This window comes from Bacteroides sp. 1001302B_160321_D4, assembly GCF_015667765.1.
Taxonomy (GTDB): domain Bacteria; phylum Bacteroidota; class Bacteroidia; order Bacteroidales; family Bacteroidaceae; genus Bacteroides; species Bacteroides xylanisolvens.
Genome location: NZ_JADPLO010000002.1, coordinates 63,157 through 82,333 on the forward strand (window position 1 = coordinate 63,157; position 19,177 = coordinate 82,333).

General features: G+C 50.3%; 10 protein-coding genes and 1 pseudogene. All 11 read right to left on the reverse strand.

Going from position 1 to position 19,177, the window contains the following annotated elements; translation table 11 throughout:
- Positions 1-88 precede the first annotated feature (88 nt).
- On the reverse strand, positions 89-511 hold the full coding sequence (locus tag KFO40_RS01105) for a dihydrofolate reductase family protein (protein WP_004291474.1): 423 nt from the start codon (positions 509-511) through the stop codon (positions 89-91).
- A gap of 301 nt (positions 512-812) precedes the next feature.
- On the reverse strand, positions 813-1,064 hold the full coding sequence (locus tag KFO40_RS01110; protein WP_005809234.1) for an efflux RND transporter periplasmic adaptor subunit: 252 nt from the start codon (positions 1,062-1,064) through the stop codon (positions 813-815).
- A complete protein-coding gene (locus KFO40_RS01115; RefSeq protein ID WP_005809236.1) occupies positions 1,064-2,107 on the reverse strand; it encodes an ABC transporter permease in 1,044 nt (347 codons plus the stop codon). The genes KFO40_RS01110 and KFO40_RS01115 overlap by 1 nt, the downstream gene beginning before the upstream one ends.
- A 2-nt stretch (positions 2,108-2,109) precedes the next feature.
- Positions 2,110-2,337, reverse strand: a pseudogene (locus KFO40_RS01120) (hypothetical protein); the annotation flags it as partial.
- Positions 2,338-2,458: 121 nt separating this feature from the next.
- Positions 2,459-3,817, reverse strand: a complete 1,359-nt coding sequence (locus KFO40_RS01125; protein WP_005809240.1) for an efflux transporter outer membrane subunit — start codon at positions 3,815-3,817, stop codon at positions 2,459-2,461.
- A complete protein-coding gene (locus tag KFO40_RS01130) occupies positions 3,818-6,931 on the reverse strand; it encodes an efflux RND transporter permease subunit (protein ID WP_005809243.1) in 3,114 nt (1,037 codons plus the stop codon).
- Complete coding sequence (locus KFO40_RS01135; RefSeq protein WP_005809248.1) at positions 6,928-8,049, reverse strand: efflux RND transporter periplasmic adaptor subunit; 1,122 nt, start codon at positions 8,047-8,049, stop codon at positions 6,928-6,930. The genes KFO40_RS01130 and KFO40_RS01135 overlap by 4 nt, the downstream gene beginning before the upstream one ends.
- Positions 8,046-9,992 (reverse strand): tetracycline resistance ribosomal protection protein Tet(Q), encoded by a 1,947-nt coding sequence (tet(Q), locus tag KFO40_RS01140; protein WP_146374786.1) that lies wholly within the window; start codon positions 9,990-9,992, stop codon positions 8,046-8,048. The genes KFO40_RS01135 and tet(Q) overlap by 4 nt, the downstream gene beginning before the upstream one ends.
- Positions 9,993-10,654: 662 nt before the next feature.
- Positions 10,655-16,471 (reverse strand): N-6 DNA methylase, encoded by a 5,817-nt coding sequence (locus KFO40_RS01145; protein WP_095231439.1) that lies wholly within the window; start codon positions 16,469-16,471, stop codon positions 10,655-10,657.
- On the reverse strand, positions 16,461-16,913 hold the full coding sequence (locus KFO40_RS01150; RefSeq protein ID WP_095231474.1) for a DUF1896 domain-containing protein: 453 nt from the start codon (positions 16,911-16,913) through the stop codon (positions 16,461-16,463). Before KFO40_RS01150 ends, KFO40_RS01145 begins: the two co-directional genes overlap by 11 nt.
- A 164-nt stretch (positions 16,914-17,077) precedes the next feature.
- Complete coding sequence (locus KFO40_RS01155) at positions 17,078-19,168, reverse strand: type IA DNA topoisomerase (RefSeq protein WP_004371701.1); 2,091 nt, start codon at positions 19,166-19,168, stop codon at positions 17,078-17,080.
- Between the last annotated feature and the right edge of the window lie 9 nt (positions 19,169-19,177).

Genomic DNA, 19,177 nt, shown 5'->3' on the forward strand with positions numbered 1-19,177 from the left:
GACAAATTATCTCCGACTTAAATTGTTTGTAATCGGAACATTTATTCTATTCCTGAAAATAGAAATGTATGCTTGCCGCACATTTTGGCTATCTTGCTTTTTTATCAAGGATATAGATAATGCGACATACACCGTTGGGATAGCTTTTCAAAGAGGAAAGCGTCCAGTGTTGCTCTGGCAGAGCCGACTTAAAAAAATGTCGTCCGCTTCCGGATATGAAAGGAACGGTGTATAGTATGATTTCATCCACAGCGTGCATCCGCAGCAGTCCGTTTATATAGTCTGCCGTGTCCGGTGTGGCTTCCGCGAGGTAACGGATGTTTGTGCAGTCTTTTCTCCATTCGTGCAGCATTGAAATGGAATAGTCCGGTGTCACACGGTAAAAGGCTTTCTTCCTGATTTCATCAAGACCGCAACGGTCAAGGCACAAATCCTGATGTGCTTTATCATATAACTCTGAAGAAAGACATCCGTCCATCGTCAGTACGGCGAGAATCTGAACTTTACCCATAATCGTTTCCTTTCGTTAGGCAAGGGTAAAAAAGTAGCGTGCAATTCACACTACCTTCAAGCGATGGCTCTGGTAAAGCCTTTACGGAGAGTACGTGAATGCACGCTATGCGTAAGCATAGCATAAGCATCACGCAATCGTCTCCGTAGTTCCAATTTACCAGATTTTCGCTTGAAACGCCTTGCGGTCTTATCCTATATGTTGGCGGCGAAAAGCTCCTGCCAATCGCCGTTTTTCTCAAATGTTATGCAAAGATAGCCAAATTCAGTGAATTACGGGCTATGATTGCTTGAATTTATATTTAATCTCCTATGCGCACTTTATCTCCTATCGAAACATTAATCTTGTCCAGGACTCCCGATATCTGCGATTTTATTTCGATCTCCTTCATCGGAAAAACATTGCCGGATATGTTTATTTCCTCTTTGATCTCGCGATATTGTGGTTGTGTAGTTTCGTAAATTGCCTTTGTACCTCTTAGCGAAGAACGAAAAGCAACAAATGCCAGTGTGGCGGAAAAGATGCAAATTAATATAATCTTAAATGTCTTCATTATCCTATATTTTCGTTTCTAATGGCGTCAATGGGTTGTATAACAGATGCTTTCATAGCCGGAAATGCTCCGGCAATGACACCGGACAAAATCAAGATAACCAAAGCGAGAACAGCTACATTTATATCTATTTCTGCATGCTTTATCATTGTCGCGTGACGGGCGCTTTCGAGCAACCAATTTATAATCTCAAGAATAGCTGCACCTGATATCAATCCGATGATACCGGAGATTACAGTTATGATGACAGATTCCGTCAGCATTAACACAAGAATGGATTTAGGAGTTGCTCCTACAGCCTTACGGATGCCTATTTCGCTACTCCTTTCTTTGATCACGACAAACATGATGTTGCTTACTCCAACAATACCACTTATCAGAAAACAAATTCCTACGATCCAGATAAACATTTTCAATCCATCAAAGAGTCCCTCAAAAGCAGATGTTTGTGTCTCAAAATTGATTATCTGTAAGGCTTGCTTATCAGAATAAGCAAATTGGTATTTATTAGCGATGAAGGCTCTCAGCTCATTCTCAAATCGCTTGGAATCAACTTCTTTGTTCAGATATAAACAGAAAGCGCGCAATGGAGTCTTATTGTCAATACAGTTTATGTAACTTGAGAAGGGCACATATACCGAATTGATTTCCGAAGCGCTGAAAATATCATCATTCTTTAGTACGCCTATCACCTTAAAATCAATACCGGCAATGTTGATCGACTTACCCAACGCTTTTTGATTATTAAATAAGGTCGTACTGACATTTTCGCCGATAATGGTAACATTACGGGTATTCTCGTCATCTCCTTTATTAAAATATCGTCCATCTTCGTTGATTTTAAGTATCTTAATTCCCATATAGTTTTCATTGATTCCTATAATCTTAAAAAGTCCGCTTTTAGCTTTATTCATCACTTGCGAATAAGGTCCTGTTATTTCAGGCGAAATAGCTTTTATCCCCGGGAACTGTTTCTTTATGCGGTTAAGAAAATGCAAATCGAAATGCAATTGTTCCCCTTCTCTGATATTCTTATACTTCACCCAGAATCCTCATCATTCCATACCATGACGGATTCACCATAAGTTACTAACGTGGTCACATAGCGGTGTGTGGTATTGATATTGTGCTGGGTTTGAAAAATAGCGATTGATTCATTCTCTATTTTCTGTACACGACTACGCTCGTGCAGAACAATAGCGACCATGCTGCCAATGATCGCCATTAAAAGAAAGTATCCTATAAATATTTTATGCTGCAAAAGTATTTTCATTGGCTTGATATTTTACAATCCAAATATTGCTTTCGTACAATATCTACATGCGGCAGAATCACGAAAAATATCCGAGATGAATAACACTAATAATAATTTCAAATTTTTCTATTTATTGCAGTTACATTCCTCCTCCCAACACATGATAAAGTTTGATTACACTTTGTATGCGTTCAAAACGAGTTTGTAGCTGTTGCACTTCCGCTTCGAGAAGAGACTGTTGGGCGGTCAACACTTCCAGATAGGTGGCATTGGAATGACGCATAAGCGATTCTGTCTTTCGCACAGCATCGCATAATGTTTCAACCTGTCGAGCATTGATTTCAATTTGCGATTTTGCCGTCTGCCATGCAGTCAGAGCATCGTTCACTTCTTTTCCAGCGTTCAGCAATGATTGCCGGAACAACAGTTTGGCTTCTTCCTGACGGCTTTTGGCTATCTTCAAGTTGGCGATGTTTGTGCCCCGGTTGAATAAGGGCTGTGTCAGGGAACCGATGGCATTGAGCAACCATTGTCCGGGATTTACGATTACGCCACCGCCGTTATTAGTCCATCCAAGAGTCCCCGAGAGGGTAATATTGGGATAGAAGGCGGCACGAGCCGCATTGGTGGCGTAGAACGCCTGCGCCAGTTCCATTTCAGCCTGACGCACGTCGGGACGGTTGGAAAGCAGTTGCAAAGGGACTCCAATCGAGACAGTATCGGGGAAAGCAGCCTCGGCCAGATTACTTCGTCCAATCGAGTGTGACGGCATGGCAAGTATCGCAGACAGGGCATTTTCTGTTTCGGAAATACTCTTGCGTATGGATAACAGGGATGCTTCGAGTCGCATCACGTTCGCCTTTGCCTGCAATACGCCGGCTTCGTTTGATTTCCCCACTTTTTTCAACGCTTCAAGAGTACGTACGGTAGTCCGCCAGTTCTCCAAAGTCCGGTTACTTATTGCCATTTGTGCGTCAAGCATGGCAAGGGTGTAGTAACTGTCTGCAATAGTGGCGACAAGCTGTGTCTGTACGGCCTGCCGGTAGGCACGGCTTCCTTGTAACGCGGCGGCTGCACCACGCTTTGCCGCCGTAAGTTTGCCGAAGATGTCCAGTTCCCAGCTTGCCGACGCTCCCACATTATATGTCTTTGCCGTTGCTCCGTCATGTTTATTGGCATTACCTTCGGCAGTCAGTCCCAGTGATGGAAGATATGATAGTCTGGCAGTCATCAGGACGGCTTCTGTCGCTTCCACGCGTAACCGTGCCACATTGAGGTCTGTGTTCCGTTCAAGTCCGGTTTCAATCAAGGACTGGAGTTTCGGGTCGGTAAACATTTCCCGCCACGACAGGGACGCGATGGTCGTTGTATCAATGTCCGCCGGTACGTCCCGATACAGATTCTCCGTTGAGAGGTCAGGACGATGATACCGGCTGTATGTGCCACAACCGGCAAACATCCATCCTGACAATATGATATATATTACTGTCTTCTTCATTTAATTATGCTTAACACGTTCTTGAATATATTGGAATACAATAAACAATGACGGCACAAGGAACAACAGAGCCAAAGTACCGACAATCATTCCACCGATTACACCTGTGGCAAGCGAACGGCTGCCGTTGGCACCCACTCCGTGCGCCATCATCAGCGGGACAAGACCGAACACCATGGACAGCACAGTCATCAATATAGGGCGCAGGCGGACTTTTGCCGCACTGTATGCTGCCTGTGCCAGCGTCATGCCTTCCGACCGCCGCTTGCCGGCGTATTCGGTAAGCAGGATGGCGGTCTTGGCAAGCAGGCCGATAATCATGATTAATCCGGTCTGCATGTAGATGTTGTTCTCCAGACCGAAGAGCCACGCAAACAGGAAACTGCCCATTAGTCCGCAAGGCACCGACAACAGAACCGCGAAGGGTATGAACACGCTCTCATACAAGGCGCACAGAATCAGATAGACCAGAACCATGCAGAGCAGGAATATAAGCGTGGCATTGTTGGTCGTCTTGCTTTCCTCACGCGAAATGCCGCCAAACTCGTATGTGTAATTTGACGGAAGCACTTCACGTGCCGTCTCGCCGATGGCTTCGAGCACCTGCCCTGAACTGTAACCCTGCGCCGGCGACCCGCTAATCGAGATGGCGTTGAACAGGTTGAAACGGGTGAGGTCTGACGGGCCGTTGGTCTTGGTCAGGCGCACGAACCGGCTCAAAGGCGACATGCCGCCATCGGAGGCGCGCACATACATGTGGTGCAGGGATTCCGCATTCACACGATATTCCGCCGGAGCCTGCATGGTCACATGGTAGAGCTTGGAGAACCGGTTAAAGTCGGAAACATATTGTCCGGTATAATAGCCCGACAATGTGGAAAGCACATCTGCGGGCGACACACCCGACTGCTCACATTTGGCGGCATCGATATCCACCCAGTATTGCGGATAGTCCGTGGCAAAGGAGGAATAGACTTCGCCGATTTCGGGTCGTTGCGACAAGGCTTCGACAAACTTGTCCGCCTCTTCCTTGAAAGCGGCGATGTTTCCGCCCGCCTTGTCCTGCAAATAAAGCTCGAAACCGTTTCCCATGCCGTACCCGGCAATCATCGGAGGCGACATGGCGAACACCGTGGCATCGGGAATATCTGAAGTGGCGGCATAAATCTTTCCGATGACATCATTCACCGACTGCCCCTCTCCCTTACGATCCTCCCAGTCTTTGAGTGTCACGAAATACATCGCCTGCGAGGGACCGGAACCGCTGAAAGAGAAACCGGCTACCGCACCGCTGTATTCAATCTCGCCGATGCTGTCGAGACGGCTGTTGATACGCTCCATCACCTTACTTGTCTGAGCCATGGATGTGCCGGGCTTCGTGTTCATGCTCACCATGACCGTCCCGGTGTCCTCTTCGGGAATAAGTCCCGTCTTTGTGACATTGACCAGCAGCACCAGCAACCCGAAAGAAATGCCTATGATGCTCCACAACAGCCATCGGCGATGGATAATGAACATCACTCCACGTACATAGCGTCGGCTCAGACTGTCGAAGACGGCATTGAACGCTTTACGGAAACGGGCTGCAAAATTGTTCTTAGTGTTGCCCTGCTCATCGATATAGGGTTTCAGCAGCAGCGCGCAAAGTGCCGGTGAGAGTGTGAAGGCATTGACTGCCGAGATTCCCACGGCAACAGCCATCGTGATACCGAACTGCGTGTAGAACGCTCCCGAAGTCCCGCCCATCATGGCTACGGGGAAAAACACTGCCATAAAGATTATGGTAGAGGTCAGGATAGCCGACGAAACGCCTTTCATGGCATCATCAGCCGCGAGAACTGCTGATTGATAGCCCTCATCGAACTTCGCCTGCACCGCTTCCACCACCACAATGGCATCATCGACCACGGTTCCGATGGCAAGCACAAGCGCGAACAGGGTGAGCAGGTTGATGGAGAATCCAATCATGGACATCACGGCAAATGTGCCGATGATGGAAACGAAGATGGATATGGTAGGGATAAGCGTTGACTTGATGTCCTGCAAGAACACATACACCACCACGATGACCAGAAGTATCGCTTCCAATAAGGTGCGGAGGACAGAGTGGATGGAGGCATACAGGAACTTGTTGGTATCGGTAAGCACCACGAATTCCGTCCCTTCGGGCAAGTCCCGGCTAAGGTCGTCAAGCACTTCGTGAATCTCCTTGATGGTGCTTGATGCATTGGACCCGGCTTTCTGGTTGATGAGCATCATAGCTGCCGGATGCCCGTTCACCTCGGAGGAATAGTTGTAGTATTCATCGCCCAGTTCCACATCGGCAACCTCTTTCAACCGAAGCACATTGCCGCCCGGCAGTGACTTGACGACCAGCTCACCGAACTCTTCCGCTCCGGACAAGCGTCCGCGGTATTTCATCGTGTATTCATTGGCGGTAGGATGATTGGCACCGAAGGAGCCGGTGGCGGCCTCGATGTTCTGTCGTGCAAGTACGGCAGAGATGTCATCGGGGATAAGCCCGTATTGCGCCATCTTGTCGGGACGCAGCCAAAGTCGCATGCTGTAGTTGGAACCGAACAACTGTGCCTTTCCCACGCCGCTGATACGTTTCAGCCTCGGCTCGACATTGATTTTCACGTAATTGCTCAGGAAGGTCTGGTCGAAGCGGTCATCGGGCGAATAGAGCGCGAAAGTCATCAGTTCGGCATTCTGCTGCTTTTCAGTGGTGACACCGGTCTTGGTGGCTTCCGCCGGAAGTTGGCTCAGTGCGCCGTTCACGCGGTTCTGCACGTTTACCGCCGCCATGTCCGCGTTGGTTCCCTGTTTGAAATAGATGTTGATGGAAGCATCTCCCGTATTCGATGCCGTGGAAGTCATATAGGTCATGTCTTCCACTCCGTTGATGGCTTCTTCCAGAGGGGTTATCACTGCCTTCTGCACGGTTTCAGCGTTTGCTCCCGGATAAGTTGCGAATACGTTGATGGTCGGAGGTGCGATGTCGGGGTATTGTTCCACCGGCAAGGAAAACATGGAAATCATGCCCAACAGTACAATCACCACCGAGATAACGCCCGAAAACACCGGGCGGTCTATAAAAAATCGCAGGTTCATTTCGTTTCGTTTTTAGGGGTTATGCTCATGCCTTCTCTCACCAGTCCCACGCCTTCGGCGACAATGGTGTCACCGACCGAAAGACCTTCTTTTACGATAAACCGGTTGCCGTCGTTCAGGCGGTCCACCGTGAGATAGGCGGCTTCCGCCTGTCCGTTTTTCAGACGGTAAGCGATAATCTTGTCCTGCAGTTCCACGGTGGCGGTCATGGGAATGGTTACGGCCTCCGTTTTCGGGTTTTGAAGGATGACATTGCCGATGCTGCCACTCAACAGTTCGCGGTCGGGATTGGGGAACAGGGCTTTGATTTGTACCGTTCCGGTAACAGGATCCACCACGCCGCTTACGGTTTCAATACGTCCTTTCGCCTTGTACAGGCTGCCGTCGTTGAGTTGCAGGCCCACTTCCGGCGTCCCGGCTATCATGCTGTCAATCGAGCCATAGCGAGCCGAATATCGCCGTAGCATATTCTCCGAAATGGAGAAATAGGCATACATCTCCGCATTGTCGGACACGACCGTGAAAGGCTGTGCCATATTGGGACCGACAAGCGCACCGATGCGATAGGGCAATGTGCCTACTACTCCGTTGCTCGGGCTTTTGATTTCCGTATAGGAGAGATTGTTGCGTGCATCCGATTCTTGTGCCTTTGCCTGTTCGAGTTCAGCACACGCCACTGCCAGTTGGTTCCGGGCGAGAGAAAGCTCGTAGTCGGATATGACCTTCTCGTCAAACAATGCCTGCTTGCCCCGCAGCTCGATTCTTGCCGTTTCCACTTTTGCCTGTGCCGCGCTGACATTGGCCTGCGCCGTGCGTAATGCCGCCCGATAGGGCACTTGGTCAATTACAGCCAATACTTGACCGGTCTTCACCCGTTCACCCTCTTTCACTTTCAGACGGATAATGCGCCCGGATATTTGCGGCAGGATGTCCACATCCTGCCGTCCGCGTATGGCGGCGGAATAGGACTCGGAGATTTCCACCGGACTTGCCGCGACCTTTATGACCCGATAACTCTGCACCGCATCCTGCTTGCCGTCCGCCTGCCTGCATCCGGTCGGCAGGAACAGCATGAGAGCAAATGCGGCGAAATTCGTGATAATGAATTGCTTGTTCATATTTTCTTCTTGTTTTGTATTAATTCATAAATTGATTTTTGGAACATGAATAAAAGTTTATCTTTTTCGTTCATGCGGATATTATCAGAATAACCGTCTTTTGTTATTTGATACCCACATGGCTTAACCATAAAAATGCCTAAGCCCTTAGTGTACGAACTTACTTCTGAGGCATAGTCTTTACTTGTATTTAATGGAACTTTCCCTTTAATATGACACCACTCATTATTGCAACTGATGTCTTCAATCTCAGACATCATTTTTTGCAAATCTGTAATAGCTTTGGAACTTGCCTCCTGGGGTATCTGCAACTCAAAATATAGCATCGGTTCGAGAATGTCCACACCTGACTGTTGCAAAGCCAGCCTGAAGACATAAGGGGTCAGCTGCCTGAAATCAGCAGGTGTACTTACCGGGCTATAATATTCGGCTTGAGTAAAAGTCACTTTCAGATCTGTCACTTCCCATCCATGTAATCCTGATTGGCAAGACATACGGATTCCTTCAAAAACGGCATTTTGAAAAGAATGGTTCAGATAACCATAGGAGATGTCACTTTCGATCTGCAACCCTGTCCCTAACGGCAAGGGTTCAAGAGTCAGCCCTATTGTGGCCCAATAAGGGTTGGGTGGCACTTCGATCTGAATAATCTTATTGACCTTTTTTACAGGTCGTTCTTTGTAGATAGTCTTGATCTCATCAAAATGGATCTTGACGGAAAACCGTTCTTCCAGCAATGTCTGTATGATTTCCTTTTGGGTCAAACCATATAACGAGATTTCCAATTCATCGCTATATGAGTTTATGGAAAAGGACAAAGACGGGTCTTCAATCCACAATGTATTCAGAGCGGATATAACCTTGCTCCTCTCTTCGGGCTTGTCTGGCCGGACGGAGGATTTGAGAGCGGGATGCTGATGAGATAATCCTTGAATCAAACAAGGCTCAGCACCTAAATAATCTCCGATTCGAAAATCTTCCATATCCTCTACAATCGCGATATCATTGGCACCCACTTCATCAACATTTATCTCTCTGCCCTGATAAATAGTTTTCAGATTTTTAATCTTGATGGATTTTTCCGAATCGTTGATTCTTACAACGTCTCTAAGTCTCAGACTTCCGTCAATTATTTTTAGAAAACTTCTTTTATGTCCTTTGGGGTCATGCTCTATCTTATAGAGATAAGCTGAAAGTCTGTCTGAGACTGATGCCGGAGGAAGTATAAAAGAAGTGATGGCGTCCATCAACTCATTGATGCCGATATTGAACATTGCTGATCCATGTAGCACCGGATAGACTTTGGCTTTTGCCACAAGAGCGATTATCGTATTCCAATAATCAGTCGGTGGAATTTCGCTATCCGCCAAATATCGTTCCAATATGTTGTCGTCATGGTCGCATACAAATTCTTTGTATTCTTCCTTTATATATGTTTGGGAGCAAACTGGATAAACCGATCCATCGACAACAGTTTGCATACACAGGACATCTTGCGACAGATTTGTTTTTATATCCAGATACAAACGCTCCAAATTCACACCGGCACGGTCAATCTTATTGATAAATATAATTGTCGGGATTTGCAGCTTCTGTAAAGTATTGAACAGCAACTTTGTTTGCGCTTGTATGCCTTCCTTTGCGGATAAGATGAGGACTGCTCCATCAAGCATTTTGAATGTCCGCTCCACTTCCGCAATAAAATCCATGTGTCCCGGAGTGTCAATGATATTGCATTTCACTCCATTCCAGATAATAGATGTCGTAGAAGCCCGAACAGTAATTCCTCTACGTTTCTCTATATCCATAGAGTCTGTTATGGTGTCACCATTATCCACACGGCCGCACTTTTCCGTTGCTCCACTGGCAAACAGCAGATTCTCGGTTACGGAAGTTTTTCCTGCATCAATGTGAGCAAGAATTCCTAAATTTATAATATTCATTTGGATTAAGCAATAATATACTACAATAGATGCATTGTCGAAACGCACCTTTTAATACCTCCTCGTAGCATGTGAGAACTACAGGATTACTAACTCGTATTAATATGTATATTATTACTGCCGCATAACGATTGCAAAATTACACAAAAAAAATATATCTAACAAAAGTGGGAGGATTTTTTAACTTTTTTTACCATAGACATTTTATTAGGGAAGCGTAGGTTCAACTGGTAAGTACAAATAAGTAGAAATGTTTGAACAACAACGTTTTAGGAAGTTGAAAAAAATCAAGTTTCTCTCTCGGTATAACGTTTATTTTGGCCAATATCTTCTTTAGTTTGGCATTTGAGTATTTCCCATTCGTGTTCTATTTAGCTCCTTATTATGAGTATGTAGCAAGTTGCTTATCAAATTCAGCCTCTTTGAGGGTCAAATATGGTTTTGCAAATGGTGACTGACAAGACATAAACAAGGTCAGCAGGATTTTTTACATAAATGGACATGAATGTATATAACCTAAAATAAGAATAAATTTTAATAAGGGCTGCCCAAAAAGAAAAAAAATGCAGTTGCCATCCTACAGATACTTGCAGAAAGGATAAAATTTACTTTTAGACCTTTTGGGATAGCCCTTATTAATACTTCAGATAAAATTCCTTAGGTTATATTTTCAATCCTTTGGACCGGGTTTCCTCCTTGGCATACAGTCCCGGACGCCCGATTATGACATGGTTGGCAACGATACTATCCGCCGGACTGCGTATCTGCGGCGGTGCATTTTCGGGATATTGCGCCTGCCTGTTCCTCACATCTTCCGCTTCCGGCTTGAGCTGTTGCCCTTCATTCTCCTTTTCTGCGACTTCGGGCGTGGGTGGCGCAAGCTCCAGCTGAATTTTTCGGTCAAGGGCGGCAAGTTCGGACTTCAACTGCTTCAGCTCGTCCTCCTTCTTCCACACCTTACCCGCTATCTCCTGTAACTGCGGTATCTCCATCTCCAGCACCTCGTTCTTCGCCTTGTACTGGTCGATGATGGAGGGTATCCTCTCCATCGCGTTGAGGAAGTTGCGGGCGGCGGCCAACGGGTCAGCCATCGCCAGATGCCCGTTGTTGTAGGTGTACTTGTAGTTCCCCTCGACCACGAAGCGGTTGTCGGTGAACTCCAATCCCTCTTTGAGTATCCTTTCGCTCACCACCTTTATCGGAAAACCGTAAAGTTCACCGACCTGCGTGTACAACCCTCCGGTCGTGGCATTCTTGGCTATCTCCTGCAAACGCTTTCCGATGACCTTCTCATCGGCGGAATCCACTCCGTCCACCTTTATTATATTAAGGCGGTTGCCCTCCTTGTCGGTCTGCACCACCGACAGGAAGCGGTTCCAGTCCTCCGTCATGGCATCTATGAAAGCCGTGTTGTTGCGCAACTCGCCGGTCTTTGACTCCAGCTTGAACTCCGAATCACGCTTGCCCTTGTTGAACGACTTGCGTTCCCCTTCGAGCGATGCGATCCGCTTTTCCAGTTTCGCCTTGTCCAACAGGTCGGTATTGCCGGAGAGCAACGCCATGTATTCCGAGAAATTCATGCCCGATTTTTCGTCCATTGCCCCCTCGTCGATGGTACGCGCACCCATCGCACCGCTTTTGAGCTGGCTTATGAAAGTCTGCTTGCAGTGCAGGAGGTTGAACTTGTAGCTGTCCAGTGACTTCTCCACCGCGTAGATGATTACATCCACGTTGTTCCCGGCGAAATGTTTGGCAATCTCATTACCTGCCCTAACTCCGCGTCCGTCACGCTGTTGCAAGTCGGACGGTCGCCACGGCGTATCGAGATGATGAATTGCCACACACCGTTTCTGTGCGTTCACACCCGTTCCGAGCATGGAGGTGGAGCCGAACAGCACACGCACCGTCCCGGCGTTCATGGCATCTATCACCGCCTTCCGAGCCTTGTCGGTCTTGCACTCCTGAATGAAGCGCACCTCGCTTGGCGGTATGCCGTAGTCCTCCGTCAGTTTGCGCTTGATTTCCGAATAGACGTTCCACCCATCGCCCGGCTGGTAAGTCCCCAAGTCAGAGAAAACGAACTGCGTGCCTTTCTGCGCGTCGTATTTTTGATAATACTCCGCGATTATTTTGGCACAGTGGCTCGCCTTGTTGTCGGGGTGGTCTTCGTAATGCGGGTCTATCATGCGCATGTCGAGTGCCATCTTCCGGGCATAGTCCGTGGCGATAAGCATCTTCGCCTTTTCCTCCGTTTCCGAAAGCGGCAGTCTGCCCAACAGGGTGGCGTCGCCCGTCTTGGCGAATTGCATCAGCTTCTGTATGAAGTCCTCCTGCTCCGGCGTGGGCGGTATGTGGTGCAGTATCTCGTTTTTGTTGGGACGGTCCACGCCCACATCCTCCGCCGTGCGGTAGTCCGTGATTTCATTATAGAAGGCGGCAAGCTCCGGCACTTTGATGAAGTAGCGGAAACGCTCCTTCTGCACCACGTTGTTCGTCACGTTGAACTCAAAATCCGTTGTCTTCTTGGCAAATATCGCCGACCACGCATCAAAACATCGAATGTCCTGCCGTTCCAGCTCCTTCGGGCGCAGGTACTTGAACAGCAGGTACAGCTCAGTCAGCGAGTTGCTGATAGTCGTGCCGGAGAGGAAGGTCGCCCCCAAGTCCTTGCCCGTGCGCTCCTGTATGGTGCGTATGGCAAAGAGCATGTTAAGTGCCTTCTGGCTTCCCTCGCTGTTCCCCAATCCCGCCACACGGTCGTGGCGCGTGTTGAAAGTCAGATTCTTGAACTGGTGCGATTCATCAATGAAAATGTGGTCGATGCCCATCTGCTTGAAGTCCACCACGTCGTCCGTGCGTGACTTTATGGCGTGTTCCACCTTCTCCAATTTCGCTTCAAGGTTATGCTTGCGCTTCTCCAGACCTTTCAGCATCGCCCGCGATACGTTCTTTCCCTGCTGGCGCAGCACTTCGAGGTTTTCCTCCACCGTGTCAAGCTCCGCTTGCAGGATGCGCTGCTGCAACTCCGGCGACTGCGGTATCTTGCCGAACTGGTCGTGCGACATAATGACACAATCGTAGTCGTTGTTCTTGATGTTGTTGAAGAAACGCACGCGGTTGGCGGTCGAAAAGTCTTTCTCCGAAGCGTACAGAATCCTCGCGTTGGGATATGCCGCTTGATAGGTGGCGGCAATCTCCGCAACATTGGCTTTCAGCCCGATAATCATCGGCTTGTGCGCCAAGTTCAGACGCTTCATTTCATGCGCGGCGATGCACATTATCAGCGTCTTGCCGGTTCCAACCTCGTGGTCACAAATTCCGCCGCCGTTCTGTTTCAGCATCCAGACGCAATCCATCTGCGAGGGATAGACGCTCCTGATGCCCCGGCTTGCCAGCCCTTTCAGATTGAGGTCGGGAAAAGTCTGATGCGAGCCGTCATACTTCGGGCGCACGAAACAGTTGAACTTGCGGTTATACATCGTCGTCAGCCGCTCCTTGAACTGTGGCGACTGCTCTTCGAGCCATTCGGAGAAGCCGTTTCGTATCTCGTCAATCTTGGCGTTGGCGAGTTGTATTCCCTCGCTGTCGCGCATCTTGATGTCGTTGCCATGCTCGTCCTTGCCGATGGACTTCATCATGTCAGGGCAGGTGTTGTGCAGGGCGTGTTTTAGGAGGTGCATACCGTCATAGTTCCGGTAATACCCCTTCACCAGAAACTCGTCCGTGATTTTCATGGTGCGGTAGCCGCACACCACCGAAAACTCGTCCATGCTTGCGGAATAGGCGATTTTCACCTCCGTGTCGAACAGCCGGCTCATGTAGGCGGCATAGACACCCGTCGGAATCCAGCGTTCCCCGAAATTGAAGTCCAGATCCTCGAAGGCGATGCGCTGCGGCTCGGCATCTTTCAGAGCCTCCAACGCCTGCTTCACCTCCGGCATACGCTCATTTTCGGGATTGTCACCCATCCATGCCTCTATGCGTTCCGCTTTCTCTATGACATTTCCGGCGATGAAACGGTCTTTGATTTCGTAACCGGTCACGAGCGGATTGTAGTAGATGCGCCCTTGCAGGGCAGTGAGCAAATCCTCCGCCGTGCTGTCGGTTATCTCCCGCATATAGTCGAGATTGACCGTACCATATTTGTTGAGCGACGCAGACAGGGCTTCTTCGGGAGAGCCTACGTTGGCATGGCTCTCCACCGCGAAGGAAACAGGATGCTCGAAGATGTCCGCCTTGACGAACTTTCCGTTTTCCATCCGTTCCAGCGAAAGGATGTCGCGCCCGCCCGCATCCATCATCACTAACTTCACGTTCTGCTTGGCGTTGAGGTTGCCGTAGCGCATGACAAACTCATCGTAACAGGTATTCAGATGCTCTCGCCACGGAACATTTGCCTCGCGCCGGAGCGATTCATAACGGTACAGACGCTCGTAGGCGTCACGCAGCGACACATACAACAACGCCTTTTCCTTCTGGTATCCTTTCAGGTCGAGCGGCTGGAATGTCGCCCCGTATGGCGTGATGTCTTTCAGGTAGCCGATGTTATGACGCCCCCGGTCAGCCACCAGCGACCCTTCGCGCAGGTGCATCTCCGGCGTGCGGTGGTAGGCACGCGGAGAAAGGTCCACGACTTCCTCCTTCGGCTTTTCCGCTTCGATGTCGGGGAAAAGGAAAGTCCCCACCGCTTCCGATGGGGTATCTGTAACGGCAGGTGCGGCGACTGCCTCCGGCTGTGTTTCCTCCTGTCGTGGCTGCTCACGGGAAGTTTCCGGCACGGCTTTCACTTCCGTCTTTTCCGCCACTTGTTTCTCGTTATGCTGCCTTGCCAGTTCCCGAAGTTCTTTCCTACGCTCCGGCGTCAAACCCATCATCATTTCATAGAAACCGTTGATGGGAGGATTGGTATCCCAGTCCAGTGTGGCATAGATGTCGTCCGGGTCGGCAGGCTTGGCGGTGTTCTCCGCTTTCACCTCCTTATTCTCCATTGCGGGTTTTGCAGTTGGAGCTGTCGGTGTAACCGTGACTTTCGGTTTGGGCGGAGTGGACTTTGCCGTAACTGCCTTTTTCACCGTCTTTTTCTTTTTGGAGGTTTTCGGTTGGCTGACCTCTTCCGTCATCCCCCAGAGGTCAAGCAGGGTGAGCTGCACGCCTGCGGAATATTGCGGGCGCGGTTCTATCTCCGGCTTTTCATCTGCGGGTTGCGGCTTTTCTGTCGGAGTTTCCACCGTCTGCGCCGAGGATACTGTTTCCAATTTTATGGCAGGACGCTCTACTTTATTTTGAACGGCAACTTTTTCTTCCGTTCCTGCCTGCCGGATTGAACCCGAATACAAGCGCATGGCAAGCCTGTAATGGAAATCCTCGTCGAGCATACGGCGCAAATCCCCGGCGATGCCTGCTGCCTTGCCCTCGTGCAGATAAACCATAGCGGGCTTCCCGTAGGGGTCTGTGTCAAGTTTCGCCATCGTATGCACGATGCGTTCCGGGTGGTGGATGAAATAGGCGTTGTCGGTCAGGGCGGTTTTCGTGTCCGTCTGTATCACGGTCATCAGCCGCTCGTCCTGCGACATTTCCTTCTTGCTGAGGTTCTTTTGCAGGACAATCAGGTCACTGCCCACCTCCGTGCCCGCGTTGTCCGTGAACAGGTTGTTGGGCAGGCGTATCGCGGATACCAGATTGGCCTGACTGAACAGCTCGTTACGCACGGAGGTCTTGGTGCTATTCAATACCCCTTGCGAGGTGATGAACGCCACGATACCGCCGTCACGCACGGCATCCAGTCCTTTGAGAAAGAAATAGTTGTGGATGGTTTTCTGGGCGGAGCGTCTGCCGAAAGAGTCGCTCCGCTGAAACTCCGCGTCGAACACGGCAATGTCACCGAACGGAATGTTGGACACCGCCAAGTCGAAATAATTGTTGAACGGTCTTTCGATTTTCTCAAAACCGCAGGTGCGCATTTTCTGGTCGGGATAGAGATGCCTCAAGATTGTACCCGTGAGCAGATCCTTCTCGAAAGCCATCACATCCGCATTGGGGCTGTGCCGCAGCATGGAATCCACGAACACGCCGACACCTGCCGACGGTTCGAGCATACGGGCGGGGCGGACGCTGTAATCTGCCAGCACGTCCGCGATGGTGTCGGTTATCTCTTTGGGGGTGTAGAAAGCGGTCAGCACGGACGCTTTCAGCGAATCCACAAACCGCTTGTACTCTGTTTCGTCCTTGCTGTTCTCACGGATAAGCCTGTGCAGCTCCACCGTCGGGGCGAACAGTTCGAGGTCGGATTTCGCCCACCGGACGGCATCCGTCAGTTCCTTTGCAGGGTTGAGGATACATTTCAGACCGCCGAAACCGCAGTACCTTTGAAGTATGGCACGCTCTTCGGTTGTCGCTGTCCTATTTTCCCTGTCAAGGATGAATGCCGTCCGTATCGCCTCGATGTTGTCCCGCAGTTTCTGTTTGCGGTTAAACGCCATATTCGTCTAAGTAAAGGACGGTTGCTCCCGTCAGCTCCGTGTAGAGCAGGTCGTAATCGGAAGACAGGGCGAAGTTGTCGTCCGAAAGGTCATAGACGGAGAACACGTTGCCGACAAGCGGCAGGAGTTTATGGATAAAGGCTTCTTGTTTCTCTTCCGGCACTTCGTTGGCAAACTCGTTCTCCACGACTTCGTGGAGCATGGCGTACCGGGAATAGTGCAACCCGCGCAGCAGTGTTTCCATCGCCAGTTCCTGCGCACCGTCGGTGGGATAGCCTTCAATCCGCGCCTTTTCATACGTTTCGGCGGCACGATCGGCGCGTTCCCGTATGAAAGCGGTGTCGGTAGCCTGTTCAAACTTGTTCGTGCGGAGGTAGTCCATCAGGTACAGACCGTAATAGGAAAAGTCGGACTGCCCTTCGTTGTTCTTCTTGTTGTTCATTACTTTGGAGTTTAGTGGATTGATATTTAACGGGATAATCGGTTGGAAAAAAGGAAGAAAAAGGCACTCGGTATCCCTCCGAGTGCCGCCACTAAATCCAAAGTATGAGTGTAATCCGGTATCGAAGAACAATTCATTACTCTGAACAAGTGGCAAAGTTAATACTATTTCTTCCGTCCTGAAAATTTCTTGCCCTTTTTAGCCTCCGGGAACACGAACGTCGTGTTATATTCCCCGTCAAAGGCGACGACGGCATCGAAGCTCTTGCCCTGTTTGCTCTTGAAGCCTTTGAGCAGCTGGGTATGCCCTTCGGTGAGCAGGTCTTTGATTTCATCGTCGGACAGGGTGCGTCCCGCTTTCAGCCGGAACACGGGAAGCCCGCACTCCGTGTTGTCGCAGCGTACCACCTTGCCGTAGAACCGCATCCTGCCCGTGCCGCACTTGGGACACGCGCAACCGGAATCGCGGCTGCCGAAGAGTTTGTCGCATGAGAGCAGTTCGGAGGTAATCTCCCGCGTGTACGCCTCTATCTTTTTGCGGAAGGTATCGGCGGACAGCTCCCCACGCTCGATGCGTGCCAGTTCCTTCTCCCATTCGCCTGTCATGGCGACATCGGCGATGCGCATCGTCTTCACCACGGAATTGAGTGCAAGCCCCTTTTCGGTGGGGACAAGCAATTTCTTGCAGCGTTCCATGTAACCGCGCTTGAAGAGCGTTTCGATGATGGAGGCGCGTGTGGCGGGAGTACCGATGCCGCAGTCCTTCATCGCCTGCCGCAGTGCGTCATCCTCGATTTCCTTGCCCGCCGTTTCCATTGCGGACAGCAGGGTGGCTTCGGTATGTAGCGGCTTGGGCTTGGTCTTCCCTTCTGTGATGGAAGAGGCTTTCAGTGTCAGCGTGTCGCCTTCCTGCCAGCCGGGAATGGTGGTTTCCTCCTTGTTTTCCTCGCCATAGACAGCACGCCATCCGGCTTGCCTGATGACGCTGCCTTTCACGGTAAACTCCACTCCGGCACATTCCGCCATGACAGCGGTCACGTCCTTGACGCATTTTTCAGAGAATGCCTCGACCATGCGCCCGGCAATCATCTGATAGATGGTATTGTCCTCTTTGGAGAGGAAGAGCGGTTTCTCACCCGTGACGAGTAGGGCATGGTGGTCTGTCACCTTGCCGCCGTCTACGCTGCGGCGTGTCGGGATGGCTTTTGCCCGCACCTTGTCTTTCCATTCGTGCTGTGTGCCGATGAAAGCGAGCAGTTTGGGAATTTCGGCAAACACGTCTTCGGGGATGTAGCGGCTACCCGTTCTCGGATAGGTTATCAGCTTCTTCTCGTAGAGCTTCTGCGCGATTTCAAGCGTCTGCTCCGCCGTGAAGCCGTGCTTGGCGTTGGCTTCTTTCTGAAGCGTGGTCAGGTCGTACAGCAACGGGGTATCCTCCGTTTTCTCCTTGCGCTCGGCTTTCGTTACCGTTGCGAAGCCTGCCGCCTTTACCTTATTATATAGCTCCGTTGCCGGTTCTTTCGACTTCCATTTTTCAGAGGATGAGAATTTCACGACCTTGCCGTCGCAACCGTCCGTTGCGATATGGAGTTGCCAGAAGGCTTCGGGCGTGAAGCGGCGGTTCTCCCAGTAGCGTTCACATACCATAGCCAACGTTGGTGTCTGCACCCGCCCCACGGAGTATGTGCCGTGTCCGGCGGCGATGGAGAGAGCCTGCGTGCCGTTGATGCCCACGAGCCAGTCGGATTCGCTTCGCGCTTTGGCGGCGAGGTATAGGTTGTCATACTTGCCGCCGTCTTCGAGGTTGCGCAATCCCTCGCGGATAGCCTTGTCGGTGAGCGAGCTTATCCACAGGCGCACGAAAGGAGTGGTACTGCCCGTGTAGTGGTAGAGGTAGCGGAAGATAAGTTCACCCTCGCGTCCGGCATCGGTTGCCACGATGATTTGGTCGCTGGTGCCGAACAGCCTTTTGATTGTTTTTATCTGCGACACCACGCCGCTATCGGGCTTGTAGCCTTTCTCCGTCCTGACCTGACGGGGGACGAGCGTGAAGGTGTCGGGGATAATCGGGAGGTTGTCACGGACGAAACCGCGCACGCCGTAGCCATCGGGCATGGCGAGCTGGACAAGGTGTCCGAATGCCCATGTCACGGCATAGCCGCCTCCCTCGAAATATCCTTCCTCTCTCTTTGTCGCGCCCACGATGCGGGCGATTTCACGTGCCACGGAGGGCTTTTCTGCAATGATTGTCTTCATGTCTTCTTC

Excerpts from the sequence above, each read along its gene's own strand:
- KFO40_RS01135 (WP_005809248.1), bottom strand. The coding sequence starts at position 8,049 with ATGAACAAGCAATTCATTATCACGAATTTCGCCGCATTTGCTCTCATG.
- KFO40_RS01125 (WP_005809240.1), bottom strand. The coding sequence starts at position 3,817 with ATGAAGAAGACAGTAATATATATCATATTGTCAGGATGGATGTTTGCC.
- KFO40_RS01145 (WP_095231439.1), bottom strand. The coding sequence starts at position 16,471 with ATGGCGTTTAACCGCAAACAGAAACTGCGGGACAACATCGAGGCGATA.
- KFO40_RS01130 (WP_005809243.1), bottom strand. The coding sequence starts at position 6,931 with ATGAACCTGCGATTTTTTATAGACCGCCCGGTGTTTTCGGGCGTTATC.
- KFO40_RS01105 (WP_004291474.1), bottom strand. The coding sequence starts at position 511 with ATGGGTAAAGTTCAGATTCTCGCCGTACTGACGATGGACGGATGTCTT.
- KFO40_RS01110 (WP_005809234.1), bottom strand. The coding sequence starts at position 1,064 with ATGAAGACATTTAAGATTATATTAATTTGCATCTTTTCCGCCACACTG.
- KFO40_RS01155 (WP_004371701.1), bottom strand. The coding sequence starts at position 19,168 with ATGAAGACAATCATTGCAGAAAAGCCCTCCGTGGCACGTGAAATCGCC.
- KFO40_RS01150 (WP_095231474.1), bottom strand. The coding sequence starts at position 16,913 with ATGAACAACAAGAAGAACAACGAAGGGCAGTCCGACTTTTCCTATTAC.